Genomic DNA, 21,859 nt, shown 5'->3' on the forward strand with positions numbered 1-21,859 from the left:
GTCAGCGATCGCCCTCGCTGCAACCGTCATATTCTGGTTATGAGTCCTGAACCTAAGAGTACATTGTTACAAGATAAGGCCTTTGGCAAACGATCCATCGAATTTGTCTGCCTAACCTCAATGCTCATCAGCAAAAGCTCAATCTCCGCATTGTCTTAGTACCGTTCGGAATTTCTCAAAGCACTCAATGATCCACTTTTTCACGATATTAACATTGGGATCATTGCGCCGGCTTTCATGCGTGATGAGCCAAACCTCGCGATTTATCGTGGGGCTGTCTGGAATAACGACCAAGTCTGTATCATCAAACGTCATCACATCCGGCAAAACACTTGCCGCACTTAGCCTTTTGCACGCATCTTTGACTGCTTTGTAGTCCGTCACCCTCAAAATCGGGTCCGACTGGAAGTGTTCGCGTGCCAGCTTTATTTCGGGAATCCAATCAAACTCCTCTTCTCACCCGATCCATTCTTTGACGTTTCCCCCTTCTGGCGCATAAAAAGAGTACTTCATATCAAGCAATTTTCTCGCCTGAAGCCTGCCAGATGTGGGCCGTGCAAGCCTGATTGCGATGTCCGCTTCTCCAAAAGCCAAGCTCAAATTTGAATTAGAACTGTGCAGGTCCAAATTCAAACTAGGGTGATCTTCATGGAAGCTTTTCAAATTAGGAAAAAGAACAGTGCGGTTTAAAAAGTCTAAACTGGTGATCCTAATCTGACCGATTTCCTCCGCCTCGGCTATAGAAAGCGAAATGGCGTCAAGCGCAGCTTCAAGTTTTATACCGACATCAAATAGTCTTCGCCCAAGAGCTGTCAGTTCCCAACTATTTTGATTCTTAAGGAAAATCGGTTGTTCAAACCTATCGGATATCGCAGACACTTTACGTGACACAGTCGTACTGCTTGTGCGAAGAGATTTTGCAGCCGCCGTTAACGATCCAGTCCGTTCTAAAGCGATCAAATACTTTAAATCTTCCCAATTTTTATTCATATCCGCCCCATTCGGCTCAGTCTGAGTGAACCAATTGAGCTCTAACCCTTCGGGAAAACTCACGCTCACGAGCGTTCCTAAAAGCTAGGCTACGCCCTTAGCGGTCCACTAGGCATACCCCAAAAAGTGCGGAAAAAAAACGATTTTTTAGTTCGTTTTTTGCAGATTCAGAACTGCAAAAAACGTACTCGAAGTCGACCATCGTCAATAAAAACTCTGCGGATCGATATCAACGCTTAGACGAACTTGCGGTGGCACCCGCACTTGCTTGATCCACGCTGCAATCGCGCGCTGGATAGGTGCTGTTTTCTCTGCTTTTACCAACAAACGCACACGATGCCGGCCACGCACACGCGCAATCGGTGCAGGCGCTGGCCCGTAAACCTGCGCTCCAATTTGGCGCAAAGGCCCATCCAAACGCGCCAACTCCCCACCCAAGTCGAAAACCTCCTTCGCATCAGGCGACGACAGAATAATCCCGGCCATCCTCCCATAAGGCGGCACAGCGGCTGCGCGCCGCTCTTCCGCTTCAGCACTCCAGAACCCGTTTTCATCCCCCGCCAAAATCGCGCGGATCACAGGATGCTCGGGTTGATAGGTTTGCATTAACGCCGTGCCCTTTTTGGCCGATCGACCCGCGCGCCCAGCCACTTGGCGCATCAATTGGAACGTACGCTCGGCTGCACGCAGATCAGAGCCTTGCAAACCCAAATCCGCATCAATCACCCCCACAAGTGTGAGCAAAGGAAAGTTATGTCCCTTCGCGACCAATTGTGTGCCGATAATGATATCCGCCGCCCCTTCGGCGATACCGAGGATCTCCGCTTTCAAAGCGCGTGCAGAGCCATACATATCCGAGCTCAACGTCGCGATACGCGCATCGGGAAACAACTCAGCCGCCTCTTCGGCCAAACGTTCAACCCCCGGCCCGACGGCGGCCAAACGATCCTCTGCCTCGCATGATGGGCAAATTTCTGGCATCGCTTTCGTCTCACCACATTGATGGCACACCAGCCGTTTTTGAAACCGATGCTCCACCATGCGCGCATCGCAATGATCGCAGCCAATTTGATGCCCACAGGCTCTGCAAATGGTAACAGGCGCATAGCCGCGACGATTGATAAACAGCAAAGCTTGCTCGCCCAACGCCACCCGCGCTTCGACCTCGGCCTTCAACACTGGCGAAATCCAGCGGTTTCCAGCCAATTTCACACCGCGCATATCTATCGCGCGCATGTCTGGCATCACAGCATCGCCAAACCGCGAGGTCAGATCAATGCGCGTGTATTTCCCGGCTTGTGCATTCGCCCAGCTTTCAAGCGATGGCGTTGCACTGGCTAAAATCACCTGCGCAGAACAAATCGATGCCCGCAAAACCGTCATATCGCGCGCATTATAGAGCACGCCGTCTTCTTGTTTATAGGAGCTGTCGTGCTCTTCATCGACCACGATCAATCCCAAATCACGAAATGGCAGGAAAAGCGCGGACCGCGCGCCCACCACCAATTGCGCGCCACCCTGTCCGACCATTTTCCATGTGCGCCGCCGCTCGGTCATGGTCACGCCAGAATGCCATTCTGCGGGTTTTGCGCCAAAACGCTCCTGCACACGGGTCAAAAACTCCGCCGTCAAAGCGATCTCGGGCAACAGGACCAAAGCCTGCCGTCCCCTGCGCAAACACTCCGCTACTGCCTCTAGATATACCTCGGTTTTGCCAGAGCCCGTCACACCGCGCAGCAACGTCGTGCCATAAGCGCCCGAAGCAACACCAGATTTCAGCGTTTCGGCCGCCTCGGCCTGATCAGGCGCCAAATCCTTGCTTGGCATCGTTGGATCAAGGCGCGCAAACGGCAAATCGCGCGGCGTATCCTCCTCACGCACAGCCCCAAGTTTAACCAAACCCTTCACCACTGAGGACGTCACCCCGGCCGTCTCGCTCAGCTCTTTCAAGGTGAACGACAGATCGCCGTATTCTTCCAAAGCATCCAAAACGCGTCCGCGCGGTTCTGTCATGCGATCCGGTTCGTTCTCGCCCTTGCGATAAATTTTGCGCATCGAGGGCGGATCACCAAGACCGGGTGCACGTACGCCAAGACGCAACATGCTCTCCATATCCGTCAGCGTATAAGCACCCGCCTTTTCCAGAAACTCACGCAACTCGCCGCGCATCGGCGGCACATCAAGCGCGCGGATCACTTTGCGCGTCTTGGCATAGTCATAATCGCCCGCCCCCGCACTCCAAACAACGCCGAGAACTTTGCGTGGCCCCAGAGGGACCTCAACAAATGCGCCCAGCCAACAGCCGCCCTCTGGCGCTTTGTAATCCAAGCGCCGCCCTAAAGGTTGCGTCGTCCACACGCCGACGAGCTGACCTTCATGGAAGAAATCAACCTGCTCGCTGTTAGCGCTATCAAGAGAGGGCTTTTCGGACATAGGTATATGAGGTAAAGCCTCCAGCAACAGACGCCAACCCATCAAAGGACTGCATCCATGAAATTCTTCGTAGACACTGCCGAAATCGACCAAATTGCTGAACTCAATGACCTTGGTATGGTGGACGGCGTGACAACCAACCCGTCGTTGATCATGAAATCCGGCCGTGACATCCTTGAAGTCACCAAAGAAATCGCAGCCTTGGTCGACGGTCCGGTCTCTGCTGAAGTCGTTGCGACAGAGGCCGCAGAGATGATCGCAGAGGGCCGCAAGCTCGCGAAAATTGCCGAAAACATCACCGTCAAAGTACCGCTCACATGGGCTGGCTTGCAAACCTGTAAAACGCTCTCGTCCGAGGGCACGATGGTCAACGTCACGCTTTGCTTCTCTGCAAACCAAGCGCTTTTGGCGGCAAAAGCCGGTGCTACCTTTATTTCCCCGTTCGTGGGTCGCTTGGATGACATCAACATCGACGGCATGGATTTGATCAACGATATCCGCACGATCTATGACAATTACGCGTTCGACACAGAGATCCTCGTGGCCTCCATTCGCACAGTGAACCATGTTTTGGAATCCGCTTTGATTGGCGCAGACGTCATCACAGCCCCCCCAGCCGTCATCAAAAAGCTGGCCGATCACCCGCTAACCGATGCAGGTCTGGCACAGTTCATGGCCGATTGGGCAAAAACAGGTCAGAATATTCTCTGATTTGCCATCTCTCGTGCTATAGGCAAAAGAAAAAGACACGAGAGCAGCATGAACACCACCGCAAAAATGACAGATGATCTGCGCGAGCGGATCATCACACGGCCTGACGTCATCCTTGAAGACAAGGATCTGATGAAGGCTTTGATCGAAGCCAATGAACGCGCAATGGGCGGCAATATCGTCGATTTGCGCGGCATTGCGATGGAGCGTCTAGAAGCGCGCCTCGATCGTCTAGAGGACACGCATCGCTCGGTCATCGCCGCTGCTTACGAAAACCTCGCAGGCACCAATCAAGTGCACCGCGCGATCCTGCGCATGCTTGATCCCGTTGATTTCGAGGCGTTCCTAAAAGACCTTGGCGGCGAAGTTGCTGAAATCCTACGTGTTGATTGCATCCGCCTCGTTCTTGAATCGGTACAGGCAGACGATGAACCCGCGGTCAGCAAACTTTCCGACGTGCTTTGCGTCGCCGAACCCGGTTTCATCGCGACCTACCTTGGTGGTCACCCTGATCGCCCCTCTCGTAATGTAACCTTGCGCCAAATGTCCGAAGGCGATGACGCGATATACGGCGAAGCTGCCGGTTGGGTCCGCTCAGAAGCCTGCCTCACCCTTGATTTCGGTACTGGCCGCCTGCCCGGCATGCTAGTCATGGGCGCAGAAGATCCGCATCAGTTCACACCGCAACAAGGCTCTGACTTGCTGGCCTTCTTTGGCGGCGTGTTTGAACGCGCGATGCGCCGCTGGCTCTCGTGAGCCTGATCTCCCCTCAAGCACGCGACGCGCTACAACATTGGTTGGAAACGCAAAAATCACTGAAAGGCGCGTCTGAAAACACACTCAAGGCTTACAACGCCGACACCGTCGATTTCATCACCTTCATGACGAGCTACAAAAGCGAACCGCAAGGCCTCGCTGCTTTGTCACGAATCACCACCCGCGATATGCGCGCCTGGATGGCTGCGACACGTGGCACGGATGTGGGCGCGCGATCCTTGGCGCGCAAACTCTCCTCCGTAAAAAGCTTTTATCGCTGGCTGTCCGAGCGCGAAGGGTTCGAACCCACCGCAGTGCTCACCATCCGCGCCCCCAAGTTCCAAAAGAAACTCCCGCGCCCTTTGGCTGTTGATGCCGCCAAAGCGATGATCGAAACTGTTGAGTTCCAAACGCCGCATGCATGGGTTGCTGCGCGCGATAGTGCAGTTCTAACACTGCTCTACGGTTGTGGCTTGCGCATCTCCGAAGCGCTCGGCCTCACCGGTGCAGATGTACCCCTTCCCGACACTCTGCGAATCTTCGGTAAAGGGGGCAAAGAACGCGTCGTTCCTGTTCTGCCCGCTGCGCGCGAAGCAGTGCAAGTTTACCTTAGAGTGTGTCCCCACCCTCTTGAGCCAACTTCGCCCCTTTTTCGTGGCATCAGAGGCGGCGCACTAAACCCGCGCGCCATCCAAGAGGTCATGGCGAAAGCTCGCATGCAACTCGGCCTGCCCGCCACCGCTACTCCACATGCAATGCGCCACAGCTTTGCGACACATCTTCTTAGCGCGGGTGGCGATCTGCGCTCGATCCAGGAACTCCTCGGTCACGCTTCGCTCTCGACAACACAAGCCTACACTGCTGTCGACACCGCCCGCCTCATGGAAGTGTACGACCGCGCCCACCCCAAAGCCTAAACGCCGCGACTTCCTCTCTTTAAAAATATCCCCGCCGGAGGCAATCTTGTCGAAAGCAAATTGCGCTGACGGTAAAAATAGGCCATGACGACTGCCATGACACCACAAAATCGCGCCCTCGCTGTTCACCTGCTCACCGCCACTGGCGCTGTTTTCGCAATGCTTGCTATGCTTGCAGCTGTTCAAGCCAAATGGGACCTGATGTTCCTTTGGCTCGTTGTCGCCTTTGCAGTCGATGGCATAGACGGCCCATTGGCGCGCAAATATGATGTCAAACAATACGCCCCACAGTTTGATGGCGTCCTGCTCGATCTGATCATCGACTATCTCACATATGTGTTCATCCCTGCATTCGCACTTTTCGCCTCTGGGCTTTTGCCCGGTTGGACAGGCTGTTTCGCGATCATTGTCATCACCTTTACCTCTGCGATGTATTTCGCTGACACACGGATGAAAACAAAAGACAATTCCTTCTCCGGTTTCCCAGGCTGCTGGAACATGCTGATCATCGTGATCTTTGCGATTGAACCGAACTTCTGGATTTCCATCGCCCTCATCGCAGCGCTCGCCACTGCGATGTTCTTGCCGCTCAAGTTCATCCATCCTGTGCGCACAGAACGCTGGCGTACCATTTCGCTGCCTATCGCTCTTGCGTGGACCTTCTTCGCAGGCTTGGCCGCATGGGTCGACTTTCACCCTGAAAGCTGGGCCGTTTGGGGGCTTGTTGTGACCTCGATCTACCTGACCTTCGCAGGCATCGCTCAGCAGCTCATCCCTGCTAAATCCGCGTAAGCGCGACGCCAATCACGATCAACGACGCCGCAACCGCTTTGCCGCGATCCATCTTGTCACCCATTATCCACCAACCGATCAACACCGCGAACAAGATCGAGGTTTCCCGCAAAGCTGTGACCAATGCGATCGGGGCCTGCGTCATCGCCCAAACGACAATAGCATAGGCTGCATACGATCCTGCTGCGGCTCCAGCGCCAATCGACCAGTCTTGGCGTTCAGACCTCAACACACCGCGCCCTCGCAAAGCCACGCACACAGGTGTAAAAATCAACGCATCCAAAAAGAACATCCACGCCACATAAAGCGCCGCATCCCCTGCGACGCGTGCGCCTAGTCCATCAACGATGGAATAGCCCGCGGTCATCAAAGCCGAGCCAAACGCGAAAGGAACCAAGCGGAGCGACTCGCCATTCGCAAAAGCCCCGCGCGCCATGAACAAGATCCCAAGCCCAAGGATCAAAACACCCACGACCTCTAGGGGATCCAAGAGATCACTCAACAAAAAGCCGCTCAGCGCCAGTACAATCATTGGCGCTGCACCGCGTGCTATGGGATAAACACGACTCAAATCGCCCTGCTCATAGGCGTAGGACAAGAATAGCTTGTAACCTGAGTGAAACAACGCTGAGACCAACAACCACGGCCAAACCTCACTGGCCGGAAGAGCGCTGAAAAGCGCGATGACGCCGCCGAATGCCCCTTGCAGCACGGTCATGATCAACATGGAGGTGAACTTGTTCCCTCCGCTTTTGATGAGCGCATTCCAACTTGCGTGCAGCAGGGCCGCTGCAAGAACCGCAAAGAAGACGAATGCGCTCATTTACTTAGCTTTTGAGGGCTTCAGAACATCGCCCACACACACCCGTCTGTGCATTCACGTCCGGCAAAATCTTCCAGCAGCGCTGGCATTTCTCACCGTCGGCTTTCGCGAAACTCACCGCCACACCGTCAATCTCTGGCAATGTAAACGCGCCCTCTGGGGCCGCATCACCCGAAACCGTGATCGCCGAAGTGATCGCAATATCGTCAAACGGAACGCCCTCAAGCGCAGCGCGCAAATCCGCGTCTGCGATATACACAGTCGGAGCCGCCTCTAATGATGCACCAATGACCTTCTCCGTGCGTTGCACTTCCAAAGCGGCGGTAACGACACGGCGCGCAGACCGGATAGAGGCCCATTTGCTCGCCAACGCATCATCGCGCCACGCGTCAGGCGTCACTTCAAAGTCCTCTAGGTGAACAGAGTTATCCGCACCGCCGAAACGCTCTAGCCAGACCTCTTCCATGGTAAAGACCAACACAGGCGCGAGCCATTTGGTCAGACGATGGAACAAGATATCAAGAACTGTGCGGGCCGCGCGGCGGCGCTCTGTGTCGCCATCGCAGTACAAAGCATCTTTGCGGATATCGAAGTAGAACGCAGAGAGATCAACCGTTGCAAACGTAAAGACCGCAGAGAATACGCCTTGGAAATCGAATGCTTTGTAGCCTTTCGTGACCACATCATCGAGTTCAGACAGGCGGTGCAAAACCCAGCGCTCGAGCTCTGGCATATCCGCGACATCCATACGATCCGCCTCGGAAAAATCGTTCAAAGACCCAAGCATGAAACGCATCGTATTGCGTAAACGGCGATAGCTATCGGCCACCCCTTTCAGGATTTCTGGCCCGATCCGCTGATCAGATGTGTAATCCACCTGCGCCACCCAAAGACGCAAAATATCCGCGCCGTATTGTTTGACGACCGTTTCAGGCACGATGGTGTTGCCAAGCGATTTGGACATCTTCATGCCCTTCTCATCCAGCGTAAATCCGTGCGTCACAACATTGCGGTACGGCGCGCGACCAAGCGTGCCACAAGCCTGCAACAGCGAGGAATGGAACCAGCCGCGATGTTGATCCGTGCCTTCCATATACACATCCGCAATGCCGTCTGCCGTGCCATCGGGGCGATCGCGCAGAACGAAAGAGTGCGTAGAGCCGGAATCAAACCAAACATCCAGAACGTCAAACACCTGATCATAGTCGTCAGGGTTCACGATACCCTCAAGGAACCGCGCTTTCGCACCATCTTTGTACCACGCATCTGCGCCCTCAAACTCGAATGCCTCAGTTATACGCGTGTTGACATCATCGTTGCGCAGCAAGAAATCCGGATCGGTCGGCAGCAATCCCTTGCGCGTGAACACCGTTAGCGGAACGCCCCAAGCGCGTTGACGCGAGAGCACCCAATCAGGGCGCGCTTCGATCATAGAATAAAGACGGTTGCGCCCCGTTTGCGGCGTCCACTTCACCAGCTCGTCAATAGAGGTCAGAGCGCGCTCACGGATCGTCGTGCCATGCGTGTCCTGCCCATCGCCCACCGCCTTATCGACAGCGGCGAACCACTGCGGCGTGTTGCGATAGATGATCGGCGCTTTGGAGCGCCATGAATGCGGGTAGCTGTGCTTGATTTTGCCGCGTGCTAGCAAGCCGCCAACTTCGACCAGTTTGTCGATAACAGCCGCGTTTGCGTTGCCTTCTTTGCCATTCGGCTTGAGGATCGCTTTGCCACCAAAGAACGGCAGATCGGCACGGAACCGCCCGTCGTCCATGATGTTGTAGGTGATGACCTGTTCCAGCATCCCAAGGTCGCGGTAGAGTTCGAATTCTTCCATACCGTGGGAAGGTGCGCAGTGAACAAAACCTGTGCCCTCAGTGTCGGTCACAAAGTCAGCCGCGCGGAAATCACGAATGTCGTCCCATTCGCCGTTGCCGCCTGTCGCCCCGTTCAAAGGGTGCTTCAGCGAGATCGACGCGAGTTGCTCTACCGTCACATCAGCACGACGCGTATACATGCCCTCTTCCAAGCGCGCGCGTGAGAACACGTCAGCGGCGAGGTTGTCAGCCAGCAGATACGTCTCGCCCGTGTTCAACCAGCACTCGTCCGGTGTGGATGTCACTTCGTACAAGCCATATGAAATTTCGGCACCATAAACGACGGCCTTGTTGGACGGGATCGTCCAAGGTGTCGTCGTCCAGATCACAACTTTCGCAGCATCCAAAGTAGCGTCACCCGTGCCGGTTACTTGGAACTTCACCCAAATCGTAAAGCTGTCCTTGTCGTGATACTCGACCTCAGCCTCCGCCAGCGCAGTCTGCTCAACAGGCGACCACATCACAGGCTTGGAGCCTTGATACAACGTGCCGTTCATCAAGAACTTCTGGAACTCCGCCGCGATCACTGCCTCGGCGTGAAAATCCATCGTGAGGTAGGGATCAGGCCAATTGCCCGTGATGCCCAAACGCTTGAATTCCTCGCGCTGGATATCGACCCAGCCCTCGGCAAACTTGCGGCATTCCTGACGGAAATCGACAATGTTCACTTCGTCTTTGTTCTTGCCCTTCTTTCGGTATTGCTCTTCGATTTTCCATTCGATCGGCAAACCGTGGCAATCCCAACCGGGCACATAGCGCGCATCAAAGCCCATCATTTGGTGGCTGCGCACGATCATATCCTTGATCGTTTTGTTCAGCGCGTGGCCGATGTGCAAATGCCCGTTCGCGTAAGGAGGACCGTCATGCAGCGTAAACGGCGTGCGGCCTGTTTTTTCGCGAAGTCGATCATAAACGCCCATCTTTTCCCAACGCTCCAGCCACTCGGGCTCGCGCTTGGGCAATCCCGCGCGCATTGGGAAATCGGTTTTAGGTAGGTTCAGCGTGGATTTGTAATCTACAGTATTTTCTGCAGTCGTTTCGGGTGTGTCAGCACACATATCGGGCGTCCTTTGGAACGGAAATTTTCAAGTGGAAAGATCGGCGGCGCGAGCAAGCCCATACGCCTTACCCCGGCAGCTCAGCTTGTGAGCGCCGGGCCTGTAATTCGTATAATGATCGCGAATATCAGAGCCATGTTAAGGGGCTTATATGCGCGCTATTGATCAGGGTCCAGAGGCGCTTGAACATCCTCTGCATCCCAACGCGCAGTCATCGCGCGGCTGAGCCAAGCCAAACCCGAAAGTGCAAGGCCAAGCCCGAGGAAAGACGCGACACGGATAAGGCCTGTAAGCCCACTCATGTCCACCAAGAAGACTTTCGCAATCGTCACAGCAATCCCTGCCATCGCAACTTTGCGCAGAAAGACAGATCGGCGCGCGAAGGCGAAAAACAACAGTGCGACAGCGACAAGCAACATGGCAACCGTGTAACTATAGAGTTCGCCCTGGCTGACCGAATTGCTTGATATCTCGAGACCTCGCCAAAAACGGCGAATTTCTAAACCAACATAGGCAAGCACCATCGTTGCGCTCAAAGCTGCGAAAAATCCGCGCAGATGGCGGCTCACATGTTCAAACTTCCACACAAACACCGCAAGCACGCTGGCAGGCACGAGATACCCCAATGCAATCGTATCCATCAAAAGCGGTCCCGCAACATCACGCGCGCCCCAAAGAGTCAGCGGCGACATACCAACGAGCGCGATTGCAAGCGTAACAAAAGCAATCACGCCCAGCAACGCCGCAAGTGCGATGCGCAGCCAGCCCAAAGCACTACACTTTCGCCAACGATAAAGTTGCGCGCCCATAGAAATCAGAACAACGGATCCCGCGAGCGAAAGCCCCCAGAAACTATCGATATCACCGCGTAAAAAGCGTTCCAGAAGGATCAGTGCGAAGACGGCACCAAACGACCAAACCGCACTTTCAGTGCGCCAATGCGTTTTAAAGGGCGCAAGATCCACCAAGCGATTGCCATAAGCGTGAGCGGCGCAGCAAACCCCAAGACGACCTCCCAAAGCGGCGTATTCCACCACGACGCCCAAGGCACACCGGGATCGATTAAGAAGCGCCAGCCCAGAACAGCGACGCAAAGCTGAATGAAAAACCCAAGCCAAGCCATATCAAAACGGCGATCTATAAATGCAGCGATCAAGATCATCACGGCGATCGCAACGCTGAGCGCAGCAGTGGAAAGAATAAGCAACAAAGCGAAAGAAATCAGCGACAAAGCCGACATCGCAAAGAGCGCCGCAGGGCGCATGTCCTCGGGCCAGCGTTTGGCGCTTCGTTCGGCCAACAGCGTCATCAATACCGCGCCGACGATAGCATGCCCTGCCCAAATATAAGCACCGATGTAGACGCTAGGGGTCCAGAAAATCTCTAGCGCACCGAATGCCGCAGGCAGCGAAAAAGCACTGGCACCGATCCAGATCAAAGAAGTGCGCACACCTTGGGATGCACGCCAGAACCCGAGTGCCGCAAAGGCCGCGAACATGCCCACAAAGACGCTTGCAGCGCGTGGCATTGCGTCTCCTTCAAGGCGATCGGCAAATTTGATCTGCGTGAAATCCTTGAATATCAGAACTCTGTCTGCTGCAAGTACGACGATCAGGATCAGCAGAACGAGCGGCGCAAGAACACTTAAATCTTGCAACGCCGGCGCGCGCCACATCCAGATCAACGCGAGCAAACCAAGCCCGAAAACGCTCCAAATACCCAGCCAGCTTTCCAAAGAAAGACCGACTTCAAGTGGCATCATCGCACTAAGCGCGAGTGCCGCAATGTACGTGCCCACAGCCAGACGGGTTGGGAAATCCGGCCAGTTTCCAGACCCTTTGCGCAGCAATTTAGCGACACCATCCGACATCATTGAGCCGCCGTGATCAGGCCAGATGCGCCTGACTGGCAACGCCGTTGCTGCCAACACTGAGATCAGAGAAAACACCAAAGCATGCGCGCTTTGTGCACCGCTGATTAGCAATATCCACGTCGCAAAGAAGCCACCAACAAGTGCCAAAACAGACACCCAAGCCCAGCGCCTTACAGTGTCGATGACCAGCGCCATAACAACAATTAACGCGAAATAGTAAAAGAAAAGATGCGGCGCATCGCTCGATCCGCCAACGACAAAGGGCCCGCCCAAAGCGCCAATCACGCCAATCGCCGCAAGGAATGGGCCATAGAACCAGCCCAACACAACCGACAAGACCGCAACGCAGATCAAGGCATAAAGCGTCAGGTCAGACGGCAACATATCATAGAGATGACGCGCAGAAAGCACGGCTGCGAAAAGCGTAACAATGCCTGCGCCCGAGAATGTGGACGGTAGCGCGTTCATTGTACCGCTTTCATCCCCAAAGCGGCGGCGTGCGAATTCACCAATGATGATAAAGGCCGCGCCGAGACCCAGCGCGCCGATGATCCGCGCGAAAGGTGTCAGCAACCCTTGCTCTACCCCGTATTGCACCATGAATATCCCCGCGAGCGCGAGCGAGATCGCCGCAATACCAAGAAACCAATTTTCTTTCAGCCAGTTGAAACCATTGGCAAACATATCCCCACGAAACACAAACGCAGGCGGCGGCGCTGCATCCTCGCTCTTAGTTGCATCTGCATCAGTTGTTGCAGAATTGGTATAGAGCCTGTGCTCGGGGGCCACCCAAGTTTCTTCAACATCCTCTTCAGCAGCCTGCATTGCGCGCACGCTATGCTCCGCATAATGCGCCTCGAGCCGCTCCAAGCGATCCGTAAGCCTGCGAACTTTGCGAGACAGTGACCAGACCCCAATCGGCGCGAACAAAACCGCAAGCGACACGATGACACCAAGAAGGATCAAAAAAACCGTCCATTTTAGGAACGATCCCCACCAAATAGTCCTGTCAAAGCGCGGCTCACCAAGCCAGTCACTGATGGACGCTTTAGGGCTGTGAAGGGCAAAGGACGGCACACTTCCATCGCAGCGACGCCGACGCGCGCAGTCAAAGCACCGTTCACCACGCCCTCGCCAAAGCGGCGCGAGATTTTACCAAGCACACCGCCCCCTGCCACGGAGGAAAGAAAGTCGTCGCCAATCGCAACAGCCCCTGTCGCGACCAAATGCGTCATCACCGCGCGCGTCAGCCGCCAGTTGCCCAGCGCGCCAGAGCGACCGCCATAAATTTCTGCAATCCGGCGGATCATGCGCAGGTTCGAGGTCAGAGCCGTCGCCACATCCGCCAAAGCGAGTGGCACAATCGCTGTCACAGTCGCCACTTGACGCGCGGCGGCTTCGATCTCTCGCGTTGCGGCACTGTCGAGCGGTCCCAACACATCGCGCTCGGCCAAATCCAACAACCCGTCGCCGTCCAGAATGTCCGCGCTTTTCTCAGCCAGAGCGTCACGCCCCCAGCGCGTATCCTCGCGCCCTTTATAGAGCCGTGTGATCTGATCCACGACGCCTTTGGCTTCGCTCAAATCCCCACTCTTTCGTGCCGCTTCGCCAGCGCGATGCAAAACATCCATCCGCTTGAGCCTTGAAAACGCTGCAAGTTCACGCAGAGCCATAATCAGCAGCACGACGATGAATGCCACCATTAGAATGCTGATCGCGTAGCCAAAAAGGGGCATGCGCGCGATGAGGCCATTAACAAAGTCCCACGCAGCCAACGAAATCGCAAAGCCCACAAGCGTCAGCAACAAGCCCCAGAACCATTTCACCAAACGCGAAGGTCTGCGCGCGGCCAAGGTCGCAATCGTTTGCATTGCTTGTCCTTGTGGCGCGGGTGCGTCGAGTTCCGGCACAGGCTGCGCCGCTTCTGGCCCCTGCTCCGGCGCGGGTGCATCATCAAGATCAAATAAGACGGGCCCTTTAGCCATTTTGCGGCTCCTTATTGCTCTTCACCCAAGTAAAGCGAACGTCCGGCAGGCCCTCTTCATTGCCTGCCCCTTCCTTGCGCTCTGCCGCTGTAAACCCGTGCGCGCGGTAAAACCTTTGGGCATCCTCGTTCGCCTGAAAGGTCCAGAGTTCAAGACGTTCTTGCCCTTCTTGAGCCTGCACCAACAGCGCACCACCAATCCCTTTGCCCTGCTCCGCAACGCTCACGTAAAGCGATTGCACAGAGGTTCCATCCAGCGCGAGAAATCCTGCAACAACGCCGTCGCTTTCACACACGCGCACCCAACCGCGATCAATCAAATCGCCCATATGCGCGATGTCTTCGGCCCCTGTATGGAGCCGCGGCTTCCACGTATGGGCACGCACAGCCTCCGACAAGATCGCACCAAGCTTGCCCGCATCAGTGCTGCGCGCAGGCCTGATCACGCGGTTCACAACTTATCCCCGATCAAGAACTGTGCGGCCTTGTCGAGCCTGATATGCGGTGGTCCAAACCCCGGCTTTAGCGTCAATGGCGCAGGTGCAAAACGCATGATCTGGTAGTCTTGATCCAACCACGCCTCTGCCCCATCCCGCGCAGGACCAAGCAAGTGCGACGGATCGCTCGGGAGCTGTCCGGGGTAGAACGCCGCTTGTTTACCTGTATCCAACAAAGATCCACGCACGCAATTCAGCGCACTCCCTTCGTGATCCAGCGTTTCTTCTGTGGTCGCCCGTAAAGAAGCCAGCGCCATAGATGCGGTCTTCGCACCAGCAAAGCTTGCACGGTCGCGCGCATCACGGGTCAGCGCCTCCATGATCGCGGTCAACTCGCCATGCTGCGTATGATGCAAGTGATCCGCCTTGCTTGCTGCGAACAAGATACGTTCCACACGTTTGCCCAGCAAAAGACGGCTTAGGAACGCGTTGGTGCCCGGACGAAAGGCGCTCAGAATATCGCTCATGGCACCGCGTAAGTCTTCAACCGCACGCGGACCGTTGTGAATAGCGCCCAATGCATCGACCAGCACCACTTGGCGATCAATGCGCGCGAAATGATCACGGAAGAACGGCTTCACCACATGAGATTTATAAGCCTCATAGCGACGCGCCATTTCACGCCCCAAACTGCGCCGTCCAGCGCTTGCGGCATTGGCGATCGGCGCAAAGGTGATCGCAGGACTCCCCGCGAGATCCCCTGGAAGTAAAAAACGCCCCGGTGTGCAGTCATAAAAGCCCGCCTTACGTGCGGCGTGCAGATACTCGGTAAACTTCGCCGCGAGCGCTTGGGCTTTAGGCTCATCAAGCTTGTCGCTCACATTGGTTTCGTCCAAAAGAGCGCGATAGGCTTGCGCCTCTTCACGCGTTTCGATGCGCTCCAAAACCTCGGAGGACCATTCCTCAAAGCTCTTATCAAGCAACGCAAGGTCGAGCAGCCATTCACCGGGGTAGTCTACGATATCGAGATGCACTGTGCGCGGTCCTTGCAAGCCTCCAAGCAAACCATTGGGCTGAACTTTCAACGACACGCGCAGTTCTGAAATCGCGCGCGTGCTGTCGGGCCAATGGGGTTTGCGCGCGGTCAACGCACCCAAATGCGCTTCATAATCAAAGCGCGGGACAGTATCATCGGGCTGGGGTTGCAAATAGGCGGCCGTGATGCGCCCTTCCGCTGCCGCATGAAGCTGCGCCATACGGCCCCGATCCAGCAGATTGGCCACCAAAGACGTGATGAACACCGTCTTGCCAGAGCGCGCCAAACCCGTAACACCCAATCGGATCACAGGTTCAAACAGCGTTTCATTCACAGTGTCGCGCGCACCCTCCATCGTTCGGATGAATCCATCTGCGAGGGTAGAAATAACCACGTGCGCTGCCTTACCTTGCTATAACCTGCTTTAAGGATAGGCGTGCACTCTGCACGTTACCAGAGGGGAAAAACCATTGTTTCCGCCCCCTTGCGTCGTTATGAGCCTCGCTATGCCCAGATATGCCCTCAAAATCGAATACCACGGCGCGCCATTTGTTGGCTGGCAACGTCAGACTGCGCAGACATCTGTGCAAGGCCAGATCGAGGCGGCGTTGGCAAAACTAGAAGCTGGCCCGCACACCATCGCAGCCGCAGGTCGCACGGATGCGGGCGTGCATGCGTGGGGTCAAGTTGCCCATTGTGATCTGAAAAAAGACTGGGATCCGTTTAAACTGACAGGTGCGTTAAACTTTCACCTCAAGCCTGATCCAATCTCGATTGTCGGCTGTGTCGCCGTTGACGACGATTGGCACGCACGGTTTTCGGCCGTCGAGCGCCGCTATGAATTTCGCTTGTTGATGCGCCGCGCGCCCGCGACCCATGACGCAGGGCTGGTTTGGCAAGTGCCACGTTTGCTCGATGTTGAAGCGATGCAAGAAGGCGCGAAACATCTGATCGGGCATCATGATTTCACAACATTTCGCTCGTCAATTTGCCAAGCACTTAGCCCGGTGAAAACGCTCGATGAACTCATCGTACGTCAAATTGATGGCCCTTCTGGCCCCGAAGTGCGCTTTACTGTGCGTGCGCGCTCGTTCTTGCACAACCAAGTGCGCAGCTTTGTGGGAACCTTGGAATGTGTCGGCTCAGGTGATTGGGAACCCGATGATGTGCGCACCGCGTTAGAAGCGAAAGAGCGTCGGGCATGTGGAACCGTCAGCCCGCCACAAGGGCTCTACCTTGCGCACGTAAGGTACCCTCAAGATGTGTTCGCCGACGCGGTTTAGTCGTTATCACTAAGACCAGCCCCTGCCCCGGCAAGGCGCGAAGCCTCACTCTCTGGGACAAGCATTTTCGCAGCAAATTGCGAAAGATTAACCCAGAGCGTTTCGTCCACCTCAAAAGGGCCTACGACAGAAACCCTCTCGCAAAGTGCGCTCAGAAGAGCGCCCTCAACGTCACACTCAAGCTTTGCCTTGACCCCAGCGGCCGTCAGATCCTGCCACGCAACAACCGCTTGAACCGGATGACCGCCTTTGACGACACCCTGCTCGAACGATGGAGCGTCACAAGCAAGCTCAAGCACCCCAGTCACACAGGTTAAGTCCCCTGTTGAGGCAAGCACAGGAGCAGCACGTGCAAGTTCTTCTGCACAGCCAAGTGGCAAGCCCGCACCGCGCGCAGCCTTAAGAACCATCGCTGAAATTTCATTGGCAGAGCGCATCGCTCACTCCCCGAAACACGGCAACCACCAGTCATCCGCGCTTGCCAGTTCATCAAACAAAGGAGCGCCTTGGCAGAGCGTAATTCGCGTCCAGCGATCCGATTTCGGATCAAACTTTGCTGCTCCAAAGAACGACAGTTTGCAGCGCAGCATATCAATCGGCAGGCAGCGATCCGCGATCATATTGTCGCGAATTTCACCATATGGCGCGATGGCCAGTGTTTGCACACGGCGCACTGCAAAGCGCAGGTCAGGACGTTTAAGCACGAGTTCTGCGGTGATGCCTTGCGCGCCCTCAAGTGCGGTCGCCAAGTTTGCGACTTGCCGCGCGATATCGAGAGGGCTTTCTAATTTTGCCCCATCTTCTTCATGACGCAGTCCAAGACGCGGCTCTTGCTTTGCCTCTGAGACATACCAAAACTGCGCGGTCTCTTCTTTGCTTTCAAAATCAAGCGCGGTCGCCCAATCCCAATCGCGTTTGATCAAGGCCTTCAAGTCTTCAATCGGCATCGATGGGTCAAGCTCAGCCCCGTATGGGTTCGCCATGCACTCCGTCAGGCCATCGATCAAATCACCAAAAGGTTCTAGCAAAAGTGCAATCAGTAATTCTTGCGTGTCTTCGAACCACTGCTCTGCAGCGTCAAGAATAGCGCTTATTGGCTCGGGCATTGCTAGCTTCACCGCGAGCACCTCTTGCACCGCAGGCCAATCGCGTTGGAGTTGCGCAATCCGCTCTGCTGCGATCTCGTCTGGCACAGACCACTCGTTCAAGTGTCGCCCCGCGCGCGCAGCCAAATCCAAGATCTTGGCCTGTTGTGCTGACTTTAATGTCGGCAACGCCGCGATCCGCGCAAGCGCCGTTTCGCGCACTTGCATCCAGCTATCAAGAAGGCGCGGGTGGCTCACTAAAAAGGGTGCCATGCCAAGGCCGGTTGAATTTCCAATGCCGAGATGACGTTTGAGTTTCGCATCAAGCGCCGCGCCGCCCACATGCTCCGCAAGATCATGAGTAAACCCACGGATGAGCCAGACCGTCAGCATTTCAGCCGCGAAAGGCCCACCTAGGCAAGGGCGTGCCGCAATATGTCCGCGATCCGCAATGCCGAATTTTCCATTGCCATAGACAGCCGTCGTGCGCATCAAATAGCCAACGTCGCGCACCATCGCTTCGTCTGGCTGAACGCCACTTTTCAGAGCATCTGTGACATGTTGGAACAACCGAACGGATTTGTTCGCACGGCTCAGAACCAAGTCGCGCTCAGTAAAACGTGCGGCTTCTTGTTTCGGGGCAGACGCGACAATCCGCGCGATTTCAGCCTCGCTCGGGATGCCGTCATAGAGCACGTAGGCACTGTCCCAAGCGGTTGCGATCACGCGATCCGTGCGCAACTCAGGCGGCAGGTCCGTGGAAATCGCCACCAGCGAATAGTCATACCCCCCAAGGCTCACGGAATAAACCGCATGGCCGAAACCGGCATCGTCCATGCGCCAAACACGGCGCTCAACTTGAACGTTATTTGCCGACAAATCTCGCATCAAAGTGCGTAAAAATGACAAACGCGTCGGAAACATCGCCCCCATTCGGCGCAAGCGCATCACGCTGCTGGGCGGGCGCAGCGCTTTTTGCGGCGCAATTTCTAACTCAGGCGCGCTCATGTCTCAGGACCAAAAGAGCTGTCATAGAATTTGAACCAATTGCCACCCATGATCCCATCCATCTCATCCTCAGAAAAACCAACATCCAGCAACCCTTGCGAGATATTTCCAAAATCGCGATTGTCTTGGAACCAGCTCGGCATAGGCGGGAAACCCGCGTCGGTTGCGCTGCCTTCGCCATAGTCAATCATCTTACTCCAGCGCCCTACGCGCATCCACTCAACAATGCTGTCAGGTTGATCTTGGCACAGGTCCGTGCCGATCCCGAGATGTTCTGCTCCGTAACGCGATGCCGCCTCTGCCACCATTTCGCAAAAACTTTGCAGGGTGCAGGCAGGTCCGTCTTTCAAATGATGGGGATAAACCGAAAAACCCAGCATACCGCCCCTGCCCGTCAAAGCCTTCAACACGTCATCTGATTTATTACGCAGAGCGGGATGCCACCAATGCGGATTAGCGTGCGTGATCGCGATGGGGCGGCTGGAATGTTCAATCGCCTCTAAGGTGGAGCGATCCGCAGAATGGGACATATCCACAACCATGCCGACGCGGTTCATTTCTTGCACGACTTGCTTGCCCATGCGGGTCAAACCGGTGTCGTCATCCTCATAGCAGCCCGTCGCGAGCAGGGATTGGTTATTATAGGTCAGCTGCATAAAGCGCACGCCAAGCTGGTGGCAAATTTCCACCAAGCCGATGTCATCTTCAATCGGGCTGGGGTTTTGAAAGCCGAAGAAGATCGCTGTGCGTCCCGTACTTTGGGCCAAACGCACGTCGGCGGCACAGGTGCCCTTGAAGATCAACTCAGGGAAACGTTCGAACCAGCGATTGAACGCCTCAAGGTTCAGCACCATTTCACGAAAGCTCTCGTGATAGGCGATTGTGATATGAACCGCGTCCACACCCCCTGCGCGCATTTGGCGGAAGATGGTTTGGGACCAGTTGGCATATTGCAGGTTGTCTATCAGCGGTGTTTTCATGAGGCTACGATTATCCCAAAACAGACGTTCGACAAGCCCGAAAAACGACGCTTACTGGGCAGGTTTCGATTTTTCTAGAAAAATCGCGCGCTGCTCTCAAAGACGTTTCTCTTTGAAAAAACGTCTCAGAAGCTCAGAAGCCTCATCACTGCTGATTCCATCATACACCTCAGGATGATGATGACTTTGCCTATGTTCAAAAACCCGCGCCCCAACCGTTACACCGCCAGATTTCGGATCACTTGCCCCGAAATAAAGCCGCGCAATCCGTGCATGAGCAATCGCGCCCGCGCACATCGCACAGGGTTCTAACGTCACATAGAGATCACAGCCCGTCAGTCGATCCTGCCCTAAAGCTGTGCAAGCCGCTCTAATCGCCATGATTTCAGCATGCGCAGACGGATCACAAGCTGCGCGTGTCGCGTTACGCCCACGCCCGATAATCTCTGCGTCACGAACGACGACTGCGCCCACAGGCACCTCGCCTGCCGCCTCTGCCAAACGCGCCTCTGCCAGCGCCGCTTCCATGAAGGATGTGAATTGCATCTTTCGTGCTCGTCTCTCTTTCGCTACGCCTCCCAATACCCTAAAGCACGCGTATGGATACAGAAACACCCAAAGGCGATCGCATCGCAAAGGTCTTGGCCCGCGCAGGCGTTGCCTCGCGCCGTGAAGCAGAACGCATGATCGAAGCTGGCCGCATCACTGTGGATGGCAAAATCATCGACAGCCCTGCGCTGAACGTTCAGCCCAATGCGCGCATATTGATTGATAAAAAGCCCATGACCCCGCCAGAGCCACCGCGTGTCTGGATGTATCACAAGCCAACAGGTCTTGTGACAACAGACAGCGATGAGAAGGGCCGCAAGACAATCTTTGACGATCTGCCCGAAGACATGCCGCGCGTAATGAGCGTTGGCCGTCTTGATCTCAACTCTGAAGGTCTTTTGCTTCTTACCAATGATGGCGACCTAAAGCGCAAGCTTGAGCTGCCCTCAACAGGGTGGCTGCGCAAATACCGTGTACGCATCAATGGTCGCCCAACCGAGGAAACGTTTGAACCTTTACGCAAAGGTCTTAACCTGCAAGGCGAGCACTTTCAGCCGATGCTTGTCAGCATTGATCGTCAACAAGGCGCGAATGCGTGGCTTACGATCGGCATCCGCGAAGGTAAGAACCGCGAAATTCGCCGCGCGATGGAAGCGATTCAGCTTAACGTGAACCGTTTGATCCGCGTCAGCTACGGCCCTTTCCAGCTTGGCAACCTCAAAGTCAGCGGTGTCGAAGAACTGCGACGTAAAACGCTCAAAGACCAACTTGGGCTCAGCGATGAAGACCTCGAAGCGCCCGGTGCCCCGCCTAAACCTGCGCAAAAGGGTCGCCCGCACATCACCCGCGGCAAGCGTCCGCCTCTGAACAAAGGCCCGATGCGCGGCAGAGATGAGTTTTCGACCAGCGATCCTATGGCGCGTGTCAAACCTGTGGGTAAATCTGGCAAGACCTTGGCCGACAAAGCTTCAGGTCAGGCGTCAGGCAAACCCGCTGGTAAATCGAGCGGCAAGCCATCAGGCAAAGGCTTTGGCAGGCCGCTGGATCGCAAAGGCGGCAAACCATCAGGGCGCCCGAACGGCAAACCCTCAGGTCCGCGCCGCTAAGGTTGAGGAATTCCCCCTTTCCTATTTTCTGTGCTCTCCGCTATAGGAGGCACAAAATAGACCAACTCGGGGTACAAATCCGTGGCTGACCTGCTGACACTATACCGCTGCTACCCCAAAACCCGAATTTTTTCATGGGTTATGACGCGGAAATTGTCTGA

At 55.5% G+C, this 21,859-nt stretch carries 19 protein-coding genes; 6 read left to right on the forward strand and 13 right to left on the reverse strand.

The window, feature by feature from the left end:
* Positions 1-456 precede the first annotated feature (456 nt).
* Together PFRI_RS16515 and PFRI_RS16520 are read right to left on the reverse strand one after the other, a co-directional pair.
* The gene (locus tag PFRI_RS16515) at positions 457-1,059 is read right to left on the reverse strand and encodes a LysR family transcriptional regulator (RefSeq protein ID WP_072631806.1); all 603 of its coding nucleotides are present in this window, start codon (positions 1,057-1,059) and stop codon (positions 457-459) included.
* Between the two features lie 135 nt (positions 1,060-1,194).
* Positions 1,195-3,423 (reverse strand): primosomal protein N', encoded by a 2,229-nt coding sequence (locus PFRI_RS16520; RefSeq protein ID WP_072631807.1) that lies wholly within the window; start codon positions 3,421-3,423, stop codon positions 1,195-1,197.
* A 57-nt stretch (positions 3,424-3,480) separates the two neighbouring features.
* Here PFRI_RS16520 and fsa point away from each other — a divergent pair, with 57 nt between their 5' ends.
* The 4 genes from fsa (at position 3,481) to PFRI_RS16540 (ending at position 6,599) form a co-directional block, all read left to right on the forward strand.
* Positions 3,481-4,134 carry a fructose-6-phosphate aldolase gene (gene fsa, locus PFRI_RS16525; protein WP_072631808.1) on the forward strand — a complete coding sequence of 218 codons (654 nt, stop codon included), beginning with the start codon at positions 3,481-3,483 and terminating at the stop codon, positions 4,132-4,134.
* A gap of 48 nt (positions 4,135-4,182) precedes the next feature.
* Positions 4,183-4,890, forward strand: a complete 708-nt coding sequence (locus PFRI_RS16530; RefSeq protein WP_072631809.1) for a DUF484 family protein — start codon at positions 4,183-4,185, stop codon at positions 4,888-4,890.
* A complete protein-coding gene (locus PFRI_RS16535) occupies positions 4,887-5,807 on the forward strand; it encodes a tyrosine recombinase XerC (protein ID WP_072631810.1) in 921 nt (306 codons plus the stop codon). Before PFRI_RS16530 ends, PFRI_RS16535 begins: the two co-directional genes overlap by 4 nt.
* A gap of 96 nt (positions 5,808-5,903) precedes the next feature.
* Complete coding sequence (locus PFRI_RS16540; protein WP_072631820.1) at positions 5,904-6,599, forward strand: CDP-alcohol phosphatidyltransferase family protein; 696 nt, start codon at positions 5,904-5,906, stop codon at positions 6,597-6,599.
* Here PFRI_RS16540 and PFRI_RS16545 read toward each other — a convergent pair.
* From PFRI_RS16545 to PFRI_RS16570, 7 genes are all read right to left on the reverse strand, one after another.
* On the reverse strand, positions 6,586-7,422 hold the full coding sequence (locus PFRI_RS16545) for an EamA family transporter (RefSeq protein WP_072631811.1): 837 nt from the start codon (positions 7,420-7,422) through the stop codon (positions 6,586-6,588). The two genes, PFRI_RS16540 and PFRI_RS16545, sit on opposite strands and share 14 nt — an antisense overlap.
* Positions 7,423-7,426: 4 nt before the next feature.
* Complete coding sequence (gene ileS / locus PFRI_RS16550; RefSeq protein ID WP_072631812.1) at positions 7,427-10,357, reverse strand: isoleucine--tRNA ligase; 2,931 nt, start codon at positions 10,355-10,357, stop codon at positions 7,427-7,429.
* Between the two features lie 158 nt (positions 10,358-10,515).
* Entirely contained in the window at positions 10,516-11,322 is an 807-nt protein-coding gene (locus PFRI_RS20970; RefSeq protein ID WP_084649730.1) for a DUF2339 domain-containing protein, read from the reverse strand.
* A complete protein-coding gene (locus PFRI_RS16555) occupies positions 11,247-13,196 on the reverse strand; it encodes a DUF2339 domain-containing protein (protein ID WP_084649731.1) in 1,950 nt (649 codons plus the stop codon). Before PFRI_RS16555 ends, PFRI_RS20970 begins: the two co-directional genes overlap by 76 nt.
* 14 nt (positions 13,197-13,210) lie before the next feature.
* Complete coding sequence (locus PFRI_RS16560; RefSeq protein ID WP_072631813.1) at positions 13,211-14,215, reverse strand: YcjF family protein; 1,005 nt, start codon at positions 14,213-14,215, stop codon at positions 13,211-13,213.
* Positions 14,208-14,669 carry a GNAT family N-acetyltransferase gene (locus tag PFRI_RS16565; RefSeq protein WP_072631814.1) on the reverse strand — a complete coding sequence of 154 codons (462 nt, stop codon included), beginning with the start codon at positions 14,667-14,669 and terminating at the stop codon, positions 14,208-14,210. Before PFRI_RS16565 ends, PFRI_RS16560 begins: the two co-directional genes overlap by 8 nt.
* Positions 14,666-16,081: a YcjX family GTP-binding protein gene (locus PFRI_RS16570; RefSeq protein ID WP_170124877.1), complete on the reverse strand. Its 1,416-nt coding sequence runs from the start codon at positions 16,079-16,081 to the stop codon at positions 14,666-14,668. The genes PFRI_RS16565 and PFRI_RS16570 overlap by 4 nt, the downstream gene beginning before the upstream one ends.
* Before the next feature lie 112 nt (positions 16,082-16,193).
* Here PFRI_RS16570 and truA point away from each other — a divergent pair, with 112 nt between their 5' ends.
* Positions 16,194-16,970: a tRNA pseudouridine(38-40) synthase TruA gene (gene truA, locus PFRI_RS16575; protein ID WP_072631822.1), complete on the forward strand. Its 777-nt coding sequence runs from the start codon at positions 16,194-16,196 to the stop codon at positions 16,968-16,970.
* On the opposite strand, the gene PFRI_RS16580 is transcribed toward truA, so the two are convergent.
* The 4 genes from PFRI_RS16580 to PFRI_RS16595 all read right to left on the reverse strand — a co-directional run bounded on the left by PFRI_RS16580 (position 16,967) and on the right by PFRI_RS16595 (position 20,589).
* On the reverse strand, positions 16,967-17,407 hold the full coding sequence (locus tag PFRI_RS16580; protein ID WP_072631815.1) for a DUF3726 domain-containing protein: 441 nt from the start codon (positions 17,405-17,407) through the stop codon (positions 16,967-16,969). The genes truA and PFRI_RS16580 overlap by 4 nt on opposite strands.
* 3 nt (positions 17,408-17,410) lie before the next feature.
* Positions 17,411-19,063 carry a hypothetical protein gene (locus PFRI_RS16585; RefSeq protein ID WP_072631816.1) on the reverse strand — a complete coding sequence of 551 codons (1,653 nt, stop codon included), beginning with the start codon at positions 19,061-19,063 and terminating at the stop codon, positions 17,411-17,413.
* Positions 19,060-20,043, reverse strand: coding sequence for a membrane dipeptidase (locus tag PFRI_RS16590; RefSeq protein WP_072631817.1), 984 nt, complete (start codon positions 20,041-20,043; stop codon positions 19,060-19,062). Before PFRI_RS16590 ends, PFRI_RS16585 begins: the two co-directional genes overlap by 4 nt.
* Positions 20,044-20,139: 96 nt before the next feature.
* Positions 20,140-20,589 carry a nucleoside deaminase gene (locus PFRI_RS16595; protein WP_072631818.1) on the reverse strand — a complete coding sequence of 150 codons (450 nt, stop codon included), beginning with the start codon at positions 20,587-20,589 and terminating at the stop codon, positions 20,140-20,142.
* A 53-nt stretch (positions 20,590-20,642) separates the two neighbouring features.
* Between PFRI_RS16595 and PFRI_RS16600 the strand changes: the two genes are divergently transcribed.
* The gene (locus PFRI_RS16600) at positions 20,643-21,698 is read left to right on the forward strand and encodes a pseudouridine synthase (RefSeq protein ID WP_072631819.1); all 1,056 of its coding nucleotides are present in this window, start codon (positions 20,643-20,645) and stop codon (positions 21,696-21,698) included.
* The last annotated feature ends 161 nt before the right edge of the window (positions 21,699-21,859 follow it).

The sequence above is a fragment of the Planktotalea frisia genome, assembly GCF_001890925.1.
Taxonomy (GTDB): Bacteria; Pseudomonadota; Alphaproteobacteria; order Rhodobacterales; family Rhodobacteraceae; genus Planktotalea; species Planktotalea frisia.